Origin of the sequence: Streptomyces sp. NPDC001933, assembly GCF_042890955.1 — a bacterium.
Taxonomy (GTDB): Bacteria; Actinomycetota; Actinomycetes; order Streptomycetales; family Streptomycetaceae; genus Streptomyces.
This window is the reverse complement of the sequence record NZ_JBIASS010000022.1, coordinates 56,487-74,855: the sequence shown is the minus strand read 5'-3', so window position 1 is coordinate 74,855 and position 18,369 is coordinate 56,487. Positions and strand designations below refer to the sequence as shown.

The following is an 18,369-nucleotide window of genomic DNA, read 5'->3' as shown; positions in this document are numbered from 1 at the left end:
ACCAGCGATTCCCTGCGACCCAACGCTCCGAACAGGCACTGATGCCCCTATGAATGTCAAGTAGCGGTTGCGGCACGTGCGCGGCGGGCTGCGGGGCTCAAAGTGGCGATGAGACGGTTGAAGCGGGTGAGGAGGGGCGCGACACGTTTCAGTCGACCAGCCTGGGCATCGGCACATCGGCGGGGAGCAGCCCGCGTGCCTTGAGCTCTGCCCACAGCGAGTCCGGGATCGGGTGGGCGAGCATCGCGGCGGCGTCGCGGGCCTCGGTGGCGCTGCGGGTTCCGACGAGGACGCTCGCGACGGCCGGGTGCCCGAACGGGAAACGGAGTGCGGCGGCGCGCAGCGGCACTCCGTGGCGTTCGCACACTGCCTTGAGGTCCAGTGCCCGGGAGAGCAGGTCGAGCGGCGCGGTGGCGTAGTCGTAGGTGGCGCCAGGACGGGGGTCGGCGAGCAGTCCGGAGTTGAAGACGCCACCGATGACGACACCGACGCCGCGGGCGGCGGCGAGTGGCAGCAGTTCGGCCAGACCATGCTGGTCGAGGAGGGTGTAGCGGCCGGCGACGAGGACGGCGTCGATGTCCGTGTCGCGGACGAAGCGGGCGAGCAGCTCGGTCTGGTTCATGCCGACGCCGATCGCTCCGACAACTCCCTCGTCCCGCATCCGTGCGAGCTCCGGGTAGGCCTGGTCGAGGGCCTGCGCGGCATGAGCCTCGGGGTCGTGGAGGTAGACGACGTCTATCCGGTCCAGGCCGAGCCGCTTCAGGCTGTCCTCGATCGACCGGCGCACGCCGTGGGCACTGAAGTCCCAGCGCCTGCGGTGGGTGGCGGGCACGGCGAAGCCGTGGGCGAGGTCGTCGCCCGTGGCTTCGGGGGTCGGGACCAGCATGCGGCCGACCTTGGTGGACACGACGTACTCGCTCCGCGGCCAGGAGCGCAGTGCCGCGCCCAGGCGCAGCTCGGACAGGCCGAGACCGTAGTGCGGGGCGGTGTCGAAGTACCGTACGCCCGATTCCCAGGCGGCATGGACGGCCCGCTCGGCCTCGGCGTCGGTGACGGCGGTGAACAAGTTGCCGATTCCGGCGGCGCCGAAGGCGAGTTCGCCGACGCGCACGCTGCTGCGGCCGAGCCGGTTCAGGCGCGACGTCATGGCGTGGGCTCCGGTCGCAAGCGTAGGCCCGCCATGCCGCCGTCGACGGCGAGGGCGGTGCCGGTGGTGCTGCCGGCGGCCGGGGAGGCGAGGTAGGCAATGGCGGTGGCGACTTCCTGGGCGGTGACCAGGCGTCCGGTGGGCTGGCGGCCGTCGAGGGCGGCGCGTTCGGCGGCCGGGTCGGCGGCGGCGTCGAGCAGGCGGCCGACCCAGGGGGTATCGACAGTGCCGGGGTTGACGCAGTTGACCCGGATGGCCTCGCTGACGTGGTCGGCGGCCATGGCGAGGGTGAGGGAGAGGACCGCGCCCTTGCTGGCCGAGTACAGCGCACGGTGCGGCAGCCCCGCAGTGGCGGCGATGGAGCAGGTGTTGACGACCGAAGCGTGATCCGATGCGCGCAGGTGGGGAAGGGCGGCGCGGGTGGTGCGGACGATCCCGAGCACGTTGACGTCCAGGACGCGGTGCCACTGCGCGTCCGGGTTGTCCTCGACGGTACCGGCGGCCCCGATGCCGGCGTTGTTGACGAGGATGTCGATCCCTCCGAGTGCTGCGGCGGCTGCCTGCACCGCGGCGTGGACCGAGTCGTCGTCGGAAACGTCGGCGGTGAAGCCGCGCAGCGGGGCGGGAGCGCCGCTCGGGTCGAGGTCGAGGACGGCAACGTCCGCGCCCCGCTCGGCGAGCAACGTGGCGGTGGCCAGGCCTATGCCGGACGCGCCTCCGGTGACGAGGGCGGTGAGGCCGTGGAGTTCGGTGGTCATGCGCGGGCCTCCGGGTTCGACGCTTCCAGGTCAGCGGCCCAGAAGACGCCGTCGGGGTAGCGGTAGGTGTCGAGGCTCGGCTGCCTCATGGTGGCGGAGAAGCCGGGTTCGACGGGGGCCCGGTAGTGGCCTCGGTCTATCACGACCGGGGCGAGGAAATGCTCGTGGAGGTGGTCGACGTATTCGATGACGCGGTCGTCGGTGGTGCCGGATAGCGCCACGTAGTCGAACATCGACAGATGCTGGACGAGTTCGCACAGGCCGACGCCGCCGGCGTGCGGGCAGACCGGGATGCCGAACTTCGCAGCGAGCAGCAGGATCGCCAGGTTCTCGTTGACGCCGGCCACGCGGGCGGAATCCAGCTGGAGGACGTCGATCGCCCCGGCCTGGAGCAGCTGCTTGAAGACGATGCGGTTCTGCACGTGCTCGCCGGTGGCGACCTTGACGGGGTGGACGCCGCGTCGGACGGCGGCGTGGCCGAGGATGTCGTCGGGGCTGGTGGGCTCCTCGATCCAGTACGGGTCGTACTCGGCGAGCGCGTTCGTCCAGGTGATCGCCTCGGCCACGTCCCAGCGCTGGTTGGCGTCGATCGCCATCCGGATGTCCGGGCCGACGGCGGCGCGGGCGGTGCGGCAGCGGCGGATGTCGTCCTGGAGGTCAGCCCCGACCTTGAGCTTGATCTGGGTGAAGCCGTCGGCGACGGCCTCCTGGGCGAGCCGGGTCAGCTTCTCGTCGGAGTAGCCGAGCCAGCCGGGAGAGGTGGTGTACGCGGGATAGCCGCGTCGCAGCAGGTCGGTGGCACGCTCGTGCGCGCCCTGCTTGCCCTTGGTCAGCAGGTCCAGTGCCTCGTCCGGGGTCAGGGCGTCACTGATGTAACGGAAGTCGACCTGGGAGACGAGCCACTGGGGGTCCGCGTCGGCGAGGAGCTGCCACAGAGGCTTGCCCTCCCGCTTGGCGGCCAGGTCCCACACCGCGTTGACGACGGCTCCGATCGCCATGTGCATCACGCCCTTCTCCGGACCGAGCCAGCGCAACTGGCTGTCGCCGATGAGCGCGTGAGAGAGGGTGCCGGGGTCGGCGGTGAGTTCGGCGACCGACCGGCCGACGACGTACGGGGCCAGGGCGTCGATCGCGGCGACCTGGACATCGTTGCCTCGGCCGATGGTGAAGGTGAACCCGTGGCCCTCGTGGCCGTCCGCCGCGGAGGTGCGCAGGACGACGTAGGCGGCGGAGTAGTCGGGGTCGGGGTTCATGGCGTCGGACCCGTCCAGTTCCCGCGAGGTGGGGAAGCGGATGTCGTAGGTGTCGACGGCGGTGATCCGCGCCGCGGTTGCGGACAACTTGGTGCCTTTCACGCGTTGATGAAGGTTTGGCGCTGGGCGCCGAGGCCGTCGATGGTCAGCTCGACGGTGTCGCCCATGCGCAGGTAGGGGGTGCCGGGCAGGCCGAGGGCCACGCCCGCCGGGGTGCCGGTGTTGATGACGTCGCCGGGCCTGAGGACCATGTACTGGCTCAGGTACCAGACCAGGTGCGCGACGTCGAAGATCATGTTCTTGGTGTGGCCGTGCTGGCGCGCCTCGCCGTTGACAGCGAGGCGCAGGCCGAGGGCCTGCGGGTCGCGGACCTCGTCGGGGGTGACGAGCCAGGGGCCGAGCGGGTTGAAGGTCTCGCAGGACTTGCCGAGGTCCCATTGCGGGGAGTACTCCAGCTGGAACTCCCGCTCGGAGACGTCGTTGCTGATCGCGTAGCCGGCGATGTGCTCGGGTGCTTCCGCGGGGCTCACCAGGTAGCGGGCCTCGCGGCCGATGACGACCGCGAGCTCCACCTCCCAGTCCGTCTTGACCGAACCGCGCGGGATCAGCACCTCGTCGTACGGGCCCACCACGGTGGCTGGGTCCTTCATGAAGACCACCGGTCGTTCGGGGACGGACGCGCCGGTCTCCGCGGCGTGGTCGCGGTAGTTGAGGCCGACGCAGACCACCTTGCCCGGCCGGGCCACCGGGGCGCCGACCCTCAGTCCGGTGATGTCGAGCACGGGCAGTACACCGGCCTCGCGAGCCTCCTCGATCAGGCCGGCCACGTCGCCGGCGAGGAACTCCCCGCCGATGTCGCCGGTGAGAGACCGCAGATCCAACGCGGTCCCGTCCTGAAGGAGCAGCGCCGGAATCTCCCGTCCGGGGTCTCCGATGCGGATCAGCTTCATGTCCCGTCTCCTGTCATCGCGCGGGGCACACCCCTGGATCGATACATCCGATGAATCGGCGCAGCTCGACCATACGAGCGAGAGCCGCTCCGCCGCAAGCAGACATCCGACGTTTCCTGCGAAAGAGAGATCCGAGCCGCCACACCCACTCCCCCGACCCCCACCCAGCAACTCTGGAAAGAGGTTTCGGACAGTGCGCACTCACTCCCCGCTCCACCCATCCGTCTGACACATGCAGCCAGACCGTCACTCGTCGACCCATCCGATGATTCATGAACGGACGGCTCGTCGTGCGTCCCCGAATCGCCTCCACAAAGGCCGTCGCGCCCCCGCAGTGGGGGCGCGACGGGTCGGGAACGTGCGGGCGCCCGCGAACAGTGGGCCCTCAGTCGACGGGCGATAAGACGAAGGCGAACTCGCTCGGCCCGGCCTGGAGTCGGTACGAAAACAACGGGCCGGGCCGCAGGACGCCGAGCCGATGCCGTGCTCGCCGTGGTCGAGGTTGACCCACACCGTCCCACCGGGAACGAGGTCGGTGCGGTGACGGGCGGCGTCGAGCTCCTCCGTGGTCCAGCGCCGGGCGGTGAACCAGAACTCCGGGTCGCCCTCGACGCGGAGCCCGCCGAGCTCCAGCCAACGGACATCGGCCCGGGCGCCGTTCTCCTGCGGACGGACGCAGGAGGTCTGCAGACCGTCCACGGTCGACTGCCAGCGTCCGATGGCGGACGCCTCAGAACTGCAGGGCGGTCCGCGTCAAGGCGAACACCGCCTCGAAGGTGGTGTCCCACACGTGGGCGCTCGCCCCTCGGCGTACGCCCACGTGCAGGTCTCTTTCAGTGTGACGGTGATCCGCCGCGCGCGTCCGGCCCGACCGGGCTACTTGGCGACGTCGATCTTGTAGCTGCGCTGGGCCCGCGGCTGGCCGGAGCTCTGGTACGCCGTGATCGTGAACCGCGCCGTTCCCGGGGTGACCGGGGTTCCGACGATCCCTCCGGTGTCGGCGTTGAGCACGAGCCCATGGGGCAGAGCTCCCGAGGTCACCGCGTATCGCGTGGTCGCCGGCGTGTTGGTCTTCACGGTCGCCTCGTACAGGGCGCCCTTGGCCGCCGCGGGCAGTGGTCCGGCGTCGAGCTTCGGGGTCGGAGCGACGACGGCCTCGGGGTTGCCGACCGGCTTGCCGTCAGCGTCCAGCTCCTGCAGGGACCATCGCTTGCCCGGCTTGACCACGGTCAGGTGCCAGTTCGTCGACAGGTCGCGGAACCGCGCCCGCTGCTCCGCGGTGAACGCACCCAGGTTGCGTGCCGTCTCCCATTGCTGGATGGCATCGAGCAGTCGCGTCGTGTTCTCCCCGCCCGACACGAGGCTGGAGACCGAGCTCTGGAAACCTGCCCCGGCGTTCAGACCGGCGCCTCGAGCCAGCTTCCACTCCATGGTGAGCAGACTGTCCGAGCCCTTGAGGCTGATCCAGCCGAGCATTCCGGGAAGGTAGTTCGCCTGAAGGTACTTGTTGTTCTTGAACACCTGCTCCATCGAGGTGCTGCCGACTTCGCCCCAGCTGGCCCGGGTCAGCGCGTCCCAGGTGTTCGAGGTCATCCGGCTGGTCTCGGAGATCAATCGATCCTTGGCATTGGTTCGCCGGAACGTCCCGTTCACGAGGTGAGCCATGCCGTAAGCGCCCCAGCCGGACTCGGATGCCGACTCCAGGCCGTCCCACGACATACCGGTGATGCCGGTGTTGTTCCACGCGGTGGTCAGCCTGTCGCTGATCTCGTCGAGGACGGCATGGTTACCGATCGCGCCGCCGTAGCTGTTGGCCACGACTCGGGCGGCGCGGTCGCCCGCAGCGTGTGAGACCGCGACCGATCCCCATCGCGCGCGCTGCACACCGGTCAGCTTCCACTCCTTCCCGACCTGCTCGGCCGCTCCGTAGCTGACGAATTCGTCCCCTATGCGCAAGTAGCTGTGGTTCACTCCCGCAGCAAGCAGCGCGCCGGAGTCGAGGTGCACGGTGGTGTCGCCGGCCGTCAACGGGCGGGTGAGCGAGGCTCTGCCCCCCGTTGCGAGCCGGTCGTCGGCGGGTGCCGTGACGTAGGGGTCTTGCGGGCTCAAGGCCCAGTCGTAGGGCTCGTCGCCGGTGCCGATGAAGTCTGACAGGGTGTGTACGCCGAGCTGTACGCCGTTGGCCTTGGCGATGCCCACGGCTGCTGCGGCCCCGGCGTCGCTCCCGCCCAGGCTCGAGTCGAACTCGTAGTGTCCGCTCGACTTCCATGGCCCCCAGTTGGTGGTGAGTGAGTAGATGCGGCTCATGCCGGCCGCCTTGGCGAATCGGGCCGCCGCCGGAATGTTGTCGGTCTTCAGGTCGCCGAGCACGAGCCACGACTGGCTGCTCGCCTGTGAGGCCTTCTGCCACTGACCGTTCAGCCTTGGGTAGGGCAGCTTCTCACCTGCCGCGATGTAGGACAGGATCGTCGGCGTCGCCTCGGGCGAGGCTCCGAAGAGTGCCATCTTGGAACCTGGGACCTTGCCGTCGCGGCCGGGCAGCGGCCCGACCGGGATCGGATATCCGTTTACCTTGCGGTGGCGTTCCTTGGTGTAGTCGAAGGTGAAGGCGCGCAGTACGGAACCCCAGGGGGTCACGCCTGCCGCGCTCCACTGCTCCAGAGAACCCACGCTCACATGGTCCGGGTCGTGGTCAACCTCGCTCTCCCAGCCCATGTCCTGGTACTCCTGCGGCCAGGCGCCTTCGGTACGGTCGGTCAGCGGACGGAGCCCGATGGCGAAATCGTCGTCGCGGACCACGCCCACCGCTGTGCCGACCGTCTCGGAGATCGACGTGGCCAGTGGGCCCCAGAGAAGGGTCTGCACATCGACGTCCTTCGGCGCGTCGATGGCGACCACCTCGAACGTGGTGTAGCCGGCCTTGCAGACCACCTCCACCTGAATCGTCCAGTTCGCCGCCGTGTTCCTGAACGAGAGGATCCGGCCGCCGCGCCCGGACCGCTTCACCACGGTCGGCCGTTGCTGTGCGCCGTCGACCACCAGGCTCACCAGGGACGCGGCACGATCGGGCGCCATGTAATCGACCCCGGTCCTGACGTCAACGAGTCCCACGATCGTCCCGGCGGCGTTCAGCTTGAGTTTCAGATAGCCGGCCCCGATCTCGATCGAAGGAGCCATACCGGCGGGGAGTGCTTGCGCCGGCTGTGCTGCGACCACAGTCAGGGCGCCGATGGGCAGCATCGCGGCTGCCAACGCACCGGCGCCTCCGCGAAGTACAGCTCTGCGCGGGGTGTGCTGGGAAGGCGTGCTCTTTGAGAACTGCATGATGGTGCTCCTGTCATCTTTGACGGAAACTGCACTGCTCCGGCCGCTTGTGCCGGTCAGCCCTTCGTGGCGCCACCGGTCAGGCCACGGACAAAGTGCTTCTGGAACGCGAGGTAGAAGGCCAGGACGGGCAGTGTGGCCAGCAGCATGAAGGCGAACACCGCCCCGAAGTCCTGCTGGTAGGGGCCGATGGAGCGGAAGATCCCGACCGTCACGGTGTTCCCGGCTCCCGGGCCCAGGACGAGGAGCGGGGTCAGGAAGTCGTTCCAGACCCAGACCCCGAGGAAGATCAGCACACTGGCCGAGGCCGGCCGCAGGAGCGGGAAGACAACCTGCCAGAAGATCCGGATCCGGCCGGCACCGTCGACCGCTGCGGCCTCTTCGAGCTCGCGGGGGATCGAGCGGATGAAGCCCATGAAGACGAACACCGCGAACGGCAGGTAGTACCCGACGTTGACCAGCACCGCGCCCGGCATCGTGTGCATCAGCCCGATGGCGTTGAGGATCCGTGTGATCGGAAGCATGATCACTGCGGGCGGGATCATCAGGCCGGTCAGCATGACGCCGAGGACGGCACGGCTCCACCAGCGGCCCGACCGGACGAGGTGGTAGGCCGACATCGCGGCCAGCACGGTGGTGATCAGGATCGAGAGGGTTGTCAGTATGAGGGAGTTGACGAGGCCGTACCAGAACAGCCCGTCAGACCGCTGGAGCACCTGCTCGATGTTGTCGAGGGTCGGCGGAACCGGGAGCGCGAGCGGCGATCCGACGACCTTGGCACTGGTTTTGAAGGCGTTGACCAGCGCGACGTAGAGCGGCAGACAGAAGACGGCCGCCACGCCAGTGGCCAACAGCGGGCGGACCCACGGCGTTCGGGAGTTCACAGGTTCACCTCTCGTCGTTGCAGGAGCTTGAGAGTGGTCACGCTCGCGACCGACACCACGACGAGCATGATCCCGGCCATCGCGGACGCCACTCCCGGGCGTTGCTCGGAGAAGGCGGTGCGGATCACCTCGAAGGCGACGGTGGCCGTTCCGTCGGTGCCGGGGCCGCCGTTGGTGAGCACGGCGATCTGGTCGTAGACCTTGAACGCGCTGATCATCAGCATCACGGTGTTGATCGTCAGCGCGGGCGCGAGCATCGGCCAGGTGATCGCGCGGAACTGCTGCCAGGGGCCGGCGCCGTCGAGGCTCGCCGCCTCATCGAGCTCGGCGGGGATCCCCGCGAGCCCGGCGAGGTAGACCACGACGGCGAAGCCGAGCAACTGCCAGACCATGATCCCGGAGACGGAGTAGATCGCGTACGCCGGATCCGTGAGCCAGCCCGGCGGGCTCTTGACCCCCAGCGAGACGAGGGTGCTGTTCAGCAGGCCGTCGTCCGCCAGGATCGAGCGCCCGATCACCGACACCACCACGGCGGAAAGGATCACCGGTGTGAAGTAGACGCCGCGCAGCAGGCTGTAGAGCCGACCCTGCCGGCGCAGCAGCAGGGCGATCGCAAGACCGAGCAGGTTCGTCAACAGCACCACGATCACCGTGATCACCACGGTGTTCCACAAAGCGTGCCGGAACTCCTCGTCCCCGAGGAGGGAACCGTAGTTGTCCAGACCCACGAAGGACGTGTTCGGGCGGGTGGCGCGCTCGTCGGTCAACCCGATGTAGAGGGTCCAGAGGATGGGTGCCAGAACCATCGCGGTGAAGACCGTGAGGGTCGGCAGGACGAAGACGGCGAAGACTCCCGCGGACGGCCATGTCCAGGTGCGGCGCCTGCGCGGCCCACCCGTACGCTTGGACGGGGCAGCAGTGGGCTCCGGCCGTCCTGGCCGCGGGACTCCTCCAGCGGCAACGTCCCCCGTCCGGGAGCGCAGGGGATGCGTCACTTCGAGAACTCCTTGAACTGCTTGTTCAGCGTCGCGACGAACTTGTCCACGTCCGCGCGGCCGTTGAGGAGATCGTTCAGTGCCGCGTCGACCTTGGGTATGAATCCCGACGGCAGGGCCGGGACGCCGCCTTCGTTACCGAAGCTCGGTGTCACGGTTCCGCTGGACTGGGCCCTGTTGTAGAGATCGAGGGTCGAGTTGTACAGCGGCGGCAGGCCGGACGGCGGCTTGTAGCCCTTGAGGGCGACGAACAAGCCGTCGTACCGCGCTCCGCCGTCGGCGTTCAGCTTGGAGAACTCGATGGCCCACTTCTTGGCCTTGGCGACGTCGGGGGACTTGGCGCCCACCGACAGCCCGCCGCCGGTGTACGTGGGCACAACGAGCGAGCCGTCCTGCGTGGGCATGGGGAAGACGCCGATCTGCTCCTGCTGCGCCTTGTCCGGGGCCGCCGGGAACCACGAACCCATCGGGTACATCGCGCCCTTGCCCGCGAGGAACGCCTCCTGCGCCTGTGCGTAGGTGGCCGACAGGTTGTCGACGTTCTCCTTGCCCGCCAACGCCTTCATCTTGGTCGCCGCGTTGACGAACAGCGGGTCGCTGAAATCGGTCTTCCCCGCGACCAGCTTGTCGAGCCACTTCGGGTCCTTGGCGTAGACCTCGTCGGCCACCAGCTGGGAGAAGGTCCATCGCGGGCCGAGGCCGTCCGGTGCACCGCCACCGATGACGAACGGCTTGACCCCCGCTGCCTTCAGCTTGCCGACCGCGGAGAGCAGGTCGTCCCATTTCTTCGGAGGGGTGGTGATGCCCGCCTTCTCGAAGGCCGCCTTCCGGTAGTAGATCTGCCAGGTCTGCGAGTTGGTGGGCAGCTGGTAGATCTTGCCGTTGAAGCTGTTCGAGGTCGGGCTGACCCAGTCCGCCAGTTCCTTCTTGCTGAACTGAGCGAGCTTGCCGCCCTCCGCCAGTCCGGCTGGGTCGATCGCGACCATGATGTCGGGCAACGCGCCGGTCGAGTCGAGTTGGCGCACGTACTCGTTGCGCTGCTCGGCACTCGGCGCGACGAGTTTCTTGATCTTCACCCCCGGCACCTTGGCGCTGGTCTTGGCGATGATGTCGTCCCAGTAGGAGGCGGTGAGGTTGGGGGTCTCGAAGGTGAGCAGGCTCAGCGTCACGTCACCGCCCGAACTGTTCCCGTCTCCGCCTTCGCTCCCGCCGCCGACGGCACAGCCGGTCAGTGCGACCAGACCCAATGCCGCCGCCATCGCGACCCAGTTGGCCCGCTTGCTCATGAGGCCCTCCTTGCTGGTCGAACCCATCAGGTGATGTCGCTCGGCCAGAATTTAGATAAGTAAGTTTCTTTGCAATATTGCTGTTGGGGCGTCAATTTAGATAGCGTGACGCTGTGAGTCAAGACATGCGCGAAACCCAACGCAGCGCGGCTCCCGCAGGCCGTGCGGGCGATGCCCATCTGTTGCGCAAGCTCAACCTCGCAGCCACGGTGCGGGCCTTCCTCGACGCCTCGTCGCTGACGGTCAATGACGTGCGCTCGACCGTCGGAGTCTCCCGCCCCACCGCCGAGGAACTGGTGGCGACGCTGCTGGACCAGGGCTTCGTCCGGGAGTCGCTCGGCCGTCCCAACGGCGAGCGGTCCGCGGGACGGCCGGCCCGGCGATACGAGGTCGTGGCCGAGAACTTCGCCGTCGTCGGAGTCGACATCGGCGCCCACAAGGTGGCCGTGGTCGTCTGCGACCTGCGCGGGAACGTCGTAGCGGTGCGCAGACGCAGCGTCGATTCCGACCTTGGGCCGGCCGGGCGCATCGGGGCGGCGGCACGTCTGGTCGAGACGACCGTCCGGCAGACCGGGACGAGCTGGGAACACGTCCACTCGGTGGCCTGCGGCATCACCGGCGTGGCGACCGACGACTCGGGGGTCAAAGACCTCCGCACCGTTCCTGCGGGCCAGGACCTGGACGTCTACTCGCTGCCGGGCTTCGACAAAATCGACGTGGTCTCGGAGGTGTCGAGGCGCTTCAAGCGCGACGTGCTGGTCTCCAACGACATCCACCTCGCAGCGGTGGCCGAGCAGTGGAAGGGCGCCGCCGCCGAGGCCCACGACCTCGTCTACATGCACGCCGGCCGCCGCCTCGGGGCCGCGATCGTCATCAACGGGCAGATCCACAACGGACGGCACGGCTTAGCGGCGTCCGTCGGCTCCATGAAGATCCTGGGGTGGGCCGACACGATGGCGCAGCTCGACCAGGAGAGCCGCAGGCTTGCGGGCTCGGCCGCTGAGGAGTCCACCAGCGACGACGTCCGGGCGCTCTTCGAAGCGGCCGCGAACGGCGACCGCACTGCGGTGCGCACCGTCGACCGCGTCGCCGAGGCCCTCGCCCTGGGCGCCTCCGTCCTGGTCCACGCCGTCGACCCCGACCTCGTCGTGCTCGGCGGCGGCCTGTCCCGCACGGGGGACCTGCTCACCGGTCTGTTCGAGCGGCACTTGGCCACGACCTCCCTCAACACGCCAAAGTTCCGCGTGTCCCTGCTCGGCGACGAGTCCGTCGCCCTCGGCGCCGCCCGGCTAGCCCTAGACGATCTCAAGACGCGCCTGCTCGCCGTGCAGGCCTGATCCGCCCCTCTCATCGAACCAGGAGTCACCGAATGATCGAGCCCGGACGCGTTGCCGTGCCCGCGCCCACCGCCCCCGTTTCCCTCTCCGGCCTCGGCGGGACCGAGACCACAACGATGGTCCTGCTGCCGCGGGCGGACGGCCTGCCCGACATCGGGTGGATGGGGCTTTCCCTGACAGCGACGGACGTCCGATCCCTGACGATCCCCGCCTCGGTCGAGACCACGGCCTGGAACTCCTGGCTGATCGGCTCACCGGTCAGCATGCTCCCGGAGCACGCGCGCGGCTACCTCGGACGGCCCGCGCTGCTCGGCCACCGGATCAGCCCCGAAGGCCCCGCGAGCGACTGGTCCACCGCGTTCGCTCCCGGCTCGGTGCGGTGCGACGACGGCTCGCTCGTGGTCCAGGCCACCGACGAGGCAGCGGGACTCGAACTGCGCTTCGAGGCCGAAGCCGTCCCGGGGGGAGGGCTCCGCCTCCGGCACCTGTTGACCAACGTCGGTGCCGGCGCCTACGTGGTCGACGCGCTCGACGTGGTCATCCCCGTTCCGACCAGCGCGGGCGAGATCCTCGACTTCACCGGGCGATGGGCCCGCGAGCGGCAGCCCCAGCGCCATGCCCTCGCGGACGGGCAGTGGGTCCGGGAGCACCGCCGCGGCATGCGCATCCTCGACGGCACCGGCCTGGTTGTGGTCGGCACCCCTGGCTTCGGATACGGCGACGGTGAGGTGCTCGGTGTCCACCTCGCCTGGAGTGGCAACCACCGGTACAGCGTCGAGCAACTCAGCTCCGGCACCGCCGTCGTCCGGGCCGGCGAGCTGCTGCACCCGGGCGAGCTGGTCCTCGCTGAGGGCGAGACGTACGCGATGCCCTGGGTACATGTGGCCGCGTCCGCGCGCGGGCTCGACGGCCTGGCGGACGCCACCCATCAGTACGTCCGGTCGCTCGCGGCCCATCCGTCCCTGCCCACACCTGTCATGTTCAACCCGTGGGAGGCGGTCTACCTCGACCACGACCTCGACACACTGACCGCGCTGGTCGACATCTCGGCCAGGCTGGGCGCCGAGCGTTTCGTGCTCGACGACGGGTGGTTCGCGGGCCGCACCTCCCTCGACGACGGCCTGGGCGACTGGACCCCGGACCCGGCGGCGTGGCCGGACGGGCTGGCACCGCTTGTGGATCGGGTGCACGAGAAGGGGATGGAGTTCGGGCTCTGGTGGGAGCCGGAGGCCGTCAACCCGGCCTCGGCGGTCTACCGGGACCACCCCGACTGGATCCTGCGCACGGGCGACCGGTCGCCCGTGCTGGAACGCAACTGCTACCTGCTCGATCTCAGCCGGAACGATGTGCGGACACACCTGCTCGACGCCTTCGGCCGCCTGGTGGCGGCGCACCGGGTCGACTTCGTCAAGTGGGACCACAACCGCGACCAGATCGACGGCGGTGACTCGCACGGCTCCGGCCGGCCCGCGTCACGGCGGCAGACCCTCGCCTTCCGCGAGCTCCTCGACGAGCTGACCCGCCGCCATCCCGGCATCTCGTGGGAGAGCTGTGCCTCGGGAGGCGGCAGGATCGACCTGGACGTGCTCGAGCGGGTCCAGAGCGCCTGGACCTCCGATGTCACCGATCCGCTGTCCCGACAGCCGATCCAGCACTGGACCGCCCAGCTCGCCCCGCTGGAGTACCTCGGCGCTCACGTCACCGCGCCGGTCTCCCACCAGACCGGCCGGACCAGCACTCTGGACCTCCGCGCGGCCACGGCCTTCTTCGGCCAGTTCGGCGTCCAGTGGGACCTCACGACGGTGCCGACCCACGAGCTGGACCGCCTCGCGTGCTGGATCGACCTTTACAAGCGGCACCGCGCGCTCCTGCACACGGGTCGGTTGACACGCGTCGAGCTGCCCGACGGTCTGCTCGCGCATGGAGTGGTCGCTCAGGACCGGTCGGAGGCGCTCTTCTCCTACGCCCAGCTCGACGAGATCGTGCCCGTGCCACCGCGGCTCCGCATCCCAGGACTCGACCCTGACCAGAACTACCGCGCCTCGCTCGTCACTCCCACCGACCCGTCGGTGACCTGGGAAGTCACGGGCATCCAGGCCTCCGGCGCGGCGCTGGGAGCACTCGGGCTACCGGGTCCCGCGCGGGCACCCCAGAGCGCGGCACTGGTCCACCTGCGCGCCCTCTGATCCGGCTATGGCACCTCGGGTCCGCATGACGTTGCGCATGCGCTACCCGCTTCACGCGTCGTGGTGCTGGCCCGGTTTCCGGATGCCATCCGGGAACCGGGCCAGATCCGAGAACTGCAGCTCCATCCGTATCCGGGGGCGCGTGTGTACCGCTCACGCCCGCATCGGCCGCCGTGATGCCGCGGAAGCGGAGTCCCTTCCCCCTCGGTCAGCGGTTGTTCCAAGGCGTCCAGGGTCTCTCCGGCTGCTGCCGGTCCGGCCGACTCCTGGTGTGCCCGCACGGTCGTGGAGTACACACTGACCAGTTCCAAGCCGACCTCGCCCCTCGCGGCGGCCTCGGCGATCAACGCGTCACGCACCAGCGCGGACCGGGTCCGGGATGTGATCCATAACTTCATACCGACGGCTTCGCGTCGCTCTACCCGAAGTACAGAGGCGGCCGGCCGAGGACCTTCACCCTGCCCGAGCGCCGGGAGAACGCTTCGGTGTTTTTCGCGAAGGAGCTCGATCAGCCCTGCACGAGACTGGCGCGGTGATCAACCAGTTCGCCAGGCCCCCAACGGCCCCTTCAAGGCCAAACCGATCGAGCATCAAGGGCCCTGGCGAGACGCTGACCAGATAGAACGCGCCGTCATCCACTGGGTCGGCTGGTACAAGGCCAAACGCCTGCACTCAGCCCTCGCGGGGACGGTGGTCCCGGCGCTGGCCGCAGCACAACCCGCGGGGCCGTGACGCCTGTGCGGGAGAGTCGACGCGCGCGGGGTCGTGGCCACCCGTGTCACTGCCGTCGCCGGCGCCGATTGGTCCAACGATGGTCACCGCAAGAGCAAATGGTCCGACTAATTTGATTGCTTCATCGAAGCTATCGGGGGACATGCGACTGAGGAGCAGTTGCGTCGAAAGTATTGATCGGATGTCTCTTCGGTCCTACCGTGTTCGCGCACCGAGGCAATGCACTCCACCCCGATCCGGAGGAGCAGGACGCATGTCCAAGAAACCCATCGGCCAACCAGCCACACGCCGGCGCGTGTGGCGGCCTGTGATCGCTTCGCTCTGCATGTTCGCGGCGCTCGGCGGCAACGCCTTCGCGGCCGCACCCCCTGAGGCGCCGCCCGTGACGGCGGCGGCACCGAATCCAGTCGTCGGGATCAGCGGCTCCGACACGCAGGCGCAGATCCTTGAGAAGGCGGCGTCCGTCACGCCGTCGGCGAGGCAATTGGCGTGGCAGCGGGAGGAGCTGACCGGGTTCGTCCACTTCGGCCCGAACACCTTCACCGGTGCGGAGTGGGGGTCGGGACTTGAAGACCCGGACGTCTTCAACCCATCCCACCTGGACACCGATCAGTGGGCGAGAACGTTCAAGGACGCGGGCTTCAAGAAGGTCATCCTCACCGCCAAGCACCACGACGGCATGCTGCTGTTCCCCTCGGAATACTCCGATCACGGGGTGGCCTCCAGCAGTTGGCGGAACGGCCGGGGCGACGTCGTGAAGGAGTTCACCGACTCGGCCCGCAAGTACGGTCTCAAGGTCGGCTTCTACCTCTCCCCCGCGGACGGCCACGAGTACGAGACCAGGAACGACGGCGGCCGGTACGGCAACGGCAGCACCCCTCAGCCCACCCGGATCCCGAGCAAGGGCAACGAGAACGGGAACGGGAACGGCACGACCTTCAACTTCACCGCCGACGACTACAACCGCTACTACATGAACACCCTGTACGAGCTGCTCACCAAGTACGGCGAGATCAGCGAGGTATGGCTCGACGGCGCCAATCCCTGGCCCGACACCAACCAGAAGTACAACTTCACGGACTGGGTCACCATGGTCCGCACCCTCCAGCCGGGTGCGGCCGTCTTCCAGGACGGCGGTCCCGACGTCCGCTGGTCCGGCAACGAGAGCGGTCTCACCCACCGGACGAGCGAATGGTCACCGCTCCCGTACAACACCGACTACAAGGGCGACCCCGCGGATCCGGCGACCGCAGCCGACACGATCCTGCGCGTGCCCGGCTACAACACGGCCGCCGACCTGGGCAGCGACGCGATACTCGGACAACAGACCAACGGCAGCAGCAGCTGGAAGCTGCTGCGCTGGCAACCGGCCGAGTGCGACGGCCGGCTCCAGGCCCCATCCTGGTTCTGGGACAAGAATGCCCGGCCGGTCTCGCTGGACACGCTGAAGGAGATGTACCTCAACTCGGTGGGCAAGAACTGCCAGCTACTGCTGAACGTGGCACCCGACAACACCGGGCAGTTCCCCGACGACGCGGTCTCCCGGATGAAGGAGTTCGGCGACTGGATCCGCTCGGTCCAGGTCAAGACCTCCACAGGGGCGTCGGCGCAGAACGGTAAGGGCACCTCCAACACCAGGGGCAACCACCCTCGCAACGTACTGGACACCGACGACGCCACCGCCTGGCAGCCCACGGCCACCACCGGGAACCTCGTGCTGAACCTCCACAGGGCCAAGACGTTCAACGTGGTGAACCTGCAGGAGAACATCCAGGTCGGACAGCGCGTCTCGGGCTTCTCCGTGGACGCCTGGGACGGCACCTCCTGGAAGGAAGTCGGCAACGGCACCACGATCGGCTACCGCCGCCTCCTCAAGCTGCCGAACCCGGTCACCACCACCAAGCTCCGGCTGCGGATCACCGCGTCCAGGGCACTCCCTCCGGCGATCTCCACCTTCTCCGTCCACCAAGACGGCGACCAGAGAATCAACCTGGCATTCGACAAGCCCGCTACCCAGTCGAGCACCCTTCAGGCCGGCGCCGAGGCCAGTAAGGCCGTCGACGGCAACACCAGCGGTAGTTTCAGCTCCGGCTCTGTCACCCACACCTCCGACAAACCACTGGACACCAACCCCTGGTGGCAGGTCGACACGGGCAAGTCCCAGTCCGTCGGCACGATCGAACTGTCGAACCGGACGGACTGCTGCTCCGACCGGCTCCGCGACTTCTACGTGTTCGTCTCCGACACCCCCTTCACCTCCACGGATCCGGAGGCCACCAAGAACCAGCCCGGCATGTGGAGCTCGCACCAGACCGACGCCGCCGGCCAGAAGCTGACCCTGCCCGTCGGCCGCAACGCACGCTACATCCGCGTCCAACTGGCCGGCTCGGACCGGCCCCTGTCGCTCGCCGAAGTAAAGGTCTTCGGCTGACCCACCCCCGGTCCGCGGCGGACGCGTGAGCGACTACCGCGGACCGACCGATCAGCACCCATCGATCATTCCCGGGTCACTACTCTCCGAAGGAGCTTCCACTGAAATCTGCTATCGGGGTCGCGATGCCGCGCCAGCGCTTCAGCCGGTTGAAGCAGCGTTCCACGACATTGCGCCGCTCGTAGAGCTGTGTGTCGAAGGCCGACGGGCGCCCGCCGTGGCGGCCTCGGCGGAGGCGGTTGCGGATCTGGTCGGCCCGCACGGGGATGGTGTGGCGGATGCCCCGCCGTCGCAGCCAGGTACGGATCGCTCTGGAACTGTAGCCCTCGTCGCCCAGGACATAGGCGAGCCGCAGCCGGGGACGCCCCGGGCCGGCGCCGGGCACCCACCCGGATCGCTTCCAGCACGGTGGTGAACTGGGTGCAGTCGTTGGTGTTCCCGCCCGTGAGCACGAAGGCCAGGGGGCGGCCGCCGCCGTCGCAGGCCAGGTGGATCTTGCGGCCCGGTTGTTCAGCCCCTTGTGCGAGCGGTGTTCCGCCGAACTCATCAGTTCCCGGTGAGCCGGCCCGCAGGAGCGGCACTTGTCGGACACCAGCGCCCGGGGTGCCCGGCGTTGCTTCTTCATGAGTTTGGCCATGAACCGCTTCGCGGCCTTCGCGGCCTTCGTCTCCCGCTTGGACTGCACCAGAATGTCCAGGACGTTTCCGCGCTGGTCCACCGCGCGCCATAGGTGGCTTGGCACCCCGTTGACCTTGATGATCACCTCATCGAGATGCTGCTTGTCGCCGGCCTGCGGGCGGCGGCGCAACGCGGCCGTGCATGGGGCCCGAAGCGGTCGCACCACCGGTGGACCGCCTCGTGGGAGACGGTGATCCCACGGGCCATCAGCAGCTCCTCGACCTCGCGGAAGGAGAGCGGGAAGCGGTGGTACAGCCACACCGCGTGGGCGATGACCTCCGCCGGGAACGGGAACCCCTTGTACGGCACTGCCGCCCCGGCCCCCACGGCCAGCCCCTCCCCGGCGATCACCCCAGCTCCCAGGTTGCCAGCTCAAGTCGACAATGCCCGCGCAAGAAGATACTCGTC

12 protein-coding genes and 4 pseudogenes are annotated in these 18,369 nt (G+C 68.7%); 4 read left to right on the top strand and 12 right to left on the bottom strand.

Going from position 1 to position 18,369, the window contains the following annotated elements; translation table 11 throughout:
• Positions 1 to 148: 148 nt before the first annotated feature.
• The 9 genes and pseudogenes from ACFYY7_RS37000 to ACFYY7_RS36960 all read right to left on the bottom strand — a co-directional run bounded on the left by ACFYY7_RS37000 (position 149) and on the right by ACFYY7_RS36960 (position 10,597).
• Entirely contained in the window at positions 149 to 1,147 is a 999-nt protein-coding gene (locus ACFYY7_RS37000) for an aldo/keto reductase (RefSeq protein ID WP_388668153.1), read from the bottom strand.
• Entirely contained in the window at positions 1,144 to 1,905 is a 762-nt protein-coding gene (locus ACFYY7_RS36995) for an SDR family NAD(P)-dependent oxidoreductase (RefSeq protein ID WP_388668150.1), read from the bottom strand. Before ACFYY7_RS36995 ends, ACFYY7_RS37000 begins: the two co-directional genes overlap by 4 nt.
• Entirely contained in the window at positions 1,902 to 3,245 is a 1,344-nt protein-coding gene (locus ACFYY7_RS36990) for an L-fuconate dehydratase (RefSeq protein ID WP_388668200.1), read from the bottom strand. The genes ACFYY7_RS36995 and ACFYY7_RS36990 overlap by 4 nt, the downstream gene beginning before the upstream one ends.
• A gap of 11 nt (positions 3,246 to 3,256) precedes the next feature.
• Positions 3,257 to 4,108, bottom strand: coding sequence for a fumarylacetoacetate hydrolase family protein (locus tag ACFYY7_RS36985; RefSeq protein ID WP_388668147.1), 852 nt, complete (start codon positions 4,106 to 4,108; stop codon positions 3,257 to 3,259).
• 385 nt (positions 4,109 to 4,493) lie between these two features.
• Positions 4,494 to 4,837: pseudogene (locus ACFYY7_RS36980) on the bottom strand (beta-galactosidase); the annotation flags it as partial.
• A gap of 147 nt (positions 4,838 to 4,984) precedes the next feature.
• Positions 4,985 to 7,432 (bottom strand): Ig domain-containing protein, encoded by a 2,448-nt coding sequence (locus ACFYY7_RS36975; RefSeq protein ID WP_388668144.1) that lies wholly within the window; start codon positions 7,430 to 7,432, stop codon positions 4,985 to 4,987.
• A gap of 56 nt (positions 7,433 to 7,488) precedes the next feature.
• Positions 7,489 to 8,316, bottom strand: coding sequence for a carbohydrate ABC transporter permease (locus ACFYY7_RS36970; RefSeq protein ID WP_388668141.1), 828 nt, complete (start codon positions 8,314 to 8,316; stop codon positions 7,489 to 7,491).
• Complete coding sequence (locus ACFYY7_RS36965; RefSeq protein WP_388668197.1) at positions 8,313 to 9,122, bottom strand: carbohydrate ABC transporter permease; 810 nt, start codon at positions 9,120 to 9,122, stop codon at positions 8,313 to 8,315. The genes ACFYY7_RS36970 and ACFYY7_RS36965 overlap by 4 nt, the downstream gene beginning before the upstream one ends.
• 185 nt (positions 9,123 to 9,307) lie before the next feature.
• The gene (locus ACFYY7_RS36960) at positions 9,308 to 10,597 is read right to left on the bottom strand and encodes an ABC transporter substrate-binding protein (RefSeq protein WP_388668138.1); all 1,290 of its coding nucleotides are present in this window, start codon (positions 10,595 to 10,597) and stop codon (positions 9,308 to 9,310) included.
• A gap of 125 nt (positions 10,598 to 10,722) precedes the next feature.
• Here ACFYY7_RS36960 and ACFYY7_RS36955 point away from each other — a divergent pair, with 125 nt between their 5' ends.
• From ACFYY7_RS36955 to ACFYY7_RS36940, 4 genes and pseudogenes are all read left to right on the top strand, one after another.
• The gene (locus tag ACFYY7_RS36955; RefSeq protein ID WP_388668135.1) at positions 10,723 to 11,934 is read left to right on the top strand and encodes an ROK family protein; all 1,212 of its coding nucleotides are present in this window, start codon (positions 10,723 to 10,725) and stop codon (positions 11,932 to 11,934) included.
• Positions 11,935 to 11,966: 32 nt separating this feature from the next.
• The gene (locus tag ACFYY7_RS36950) at positions 11,967 to 14,120 is read left to right on the top strand and encodes an alpha-galactosidase (protein ID WP_388668132.1); all 2,154 of its coding nucleotides are present in this window, start codon (positions 11,967 to 11,969) and stop codon (positions 14,118 to 14,120) included.
• Positions 14,121 to 14,474: 354 nt separating this feature from the next.
• A pseudogene (locus ACFYY7_RS36945) lies at positions 14,475 to 14,596 on the top strand (IS630 family transposase); the annotation flags it as partial.
• Between the two features lie 509 nt (positions 14,597 to 15,105).
• Entirely contained in the window at positions 15,106 to 17,283 is a 2,178-nt protein-coding gene (locus ACFYY7_RS36940; protein ID WP_388668129.1) for an alpha-L-fucosidase, read from the top strand.
• Positions 17,284 to 17,401: 118 nt separating this feature from the next.
• On the opposite strand, the pseudogene ACFYY7_RS36935 reads toward ACFYY7_RS36940, so the two are convergent.
• The 3 genes and pseudogenes from ACFYY7_RS36935 to ACFYY7_RS36925 form a co-directional block, all read right to left on the bottom strand.
• Positions 17,402 to 17,780: pseudogene (locus tag ACFYY7_RS36935) on the bottom strand (transposase); the annotation flags it as partial.
• A gap of 62 nt (positions 17,781 to 17,842) precedes the next feature.
• Positions 17,843 to 18,001 (bottom strand): annotated as a pseudogene (locus ACFYY7_RS36930) (DDE-type integrase/transposase/recombinase); the annotation flags it as partial.
• A 41-nt stretch (positions 18,002 to 18,042) separates the two neighbouring features.
• Positions 18,043 to 18,312 carry a hypothetical protein gene (locus ACFYY7_RS36925; RefSeq protein WP_388668126.1) on the bottom strand — a complete coding sequence of 90 codons (270 nt, stop codon included), beginning with the start codon at positions 18,310 to 18,312 and terminating at the stop codon, positions 18,043 to 18,045.
• Between the last annotated feature and the right edge of the window lie 57 nt (positions 18,313 to 18,369).

Excerpts from the sequence above, each read along its gene's own strand:
- ACFYY7_RS37000 (WP_388668153.1), bottom strand. The coding sequence starts at position 1,147 with ATGACGTCGCGCCTGAACCGGCTCGGCCGCAGCAGCGTGCGCGTCGGC.
- ACFYY7_RS36995 (WP_388668150.1), bottom strand. The coding sequence starts at position 1,905 with ATGACCACCGAACTCCACGGCCTCACCGCCCTCGTCACCGGAGGCGCG.
- ACFYY7_RS36985 (WP_388668147.1), bottom strand. The coding sequence starts at position 4,108 with ATGAAGCTGATCCGCATCGGAGACCCCGGACGGGAGATTCCGGCGCTG.
- ACFYY7_RS36975 (WP_388668144.1), bottom strand. The coding sequence starts at position 7,432 with ATGCAGTTCTCAAAGAGCACGCCTTCCCAGCACACCCCGCGCAGAGCT.
- ACFYY7_RS36965 (WP_388668197.1), bottom strand. The coding sequence starts at position 9,122 with ATGGTTCTGGCACCCATCCTCTGGACCCTCTACATCGGGTTGACCGAC.
- ACFYY7_RS36960 (WP_388668138.1), bottom strand. The coding sequence starts at position 10,597 with ATGAGCAAGCGGGCCAACTGGGTCGCGATGGCGGCGGCATTGGGTCTG.
- ACFYY7_RS36955 (WP_388668135.1), top strand. The coding sequence starts at position 10,723 with ATGCGCGAAACCCAACGCAGCGCGGCTCCCGCAGGCCGTGCGGGCGAT.
- ACFYY7_RS36950 (WP_388668132.1), top strand. The coding sequence starts at position 11,967 with ATGATCGAGCCCGGACGCGTTGCCGTGCCCGCGCCCACCGCCCCCGTT.
- ACFYY7_RS36940 (WP_388668129.1), top strand. The coding sequence starts at position 15,106 with ATGTCCAAGAAACCCATCGGCCAACCAGCCACACGCCGGCGCGTGTGG.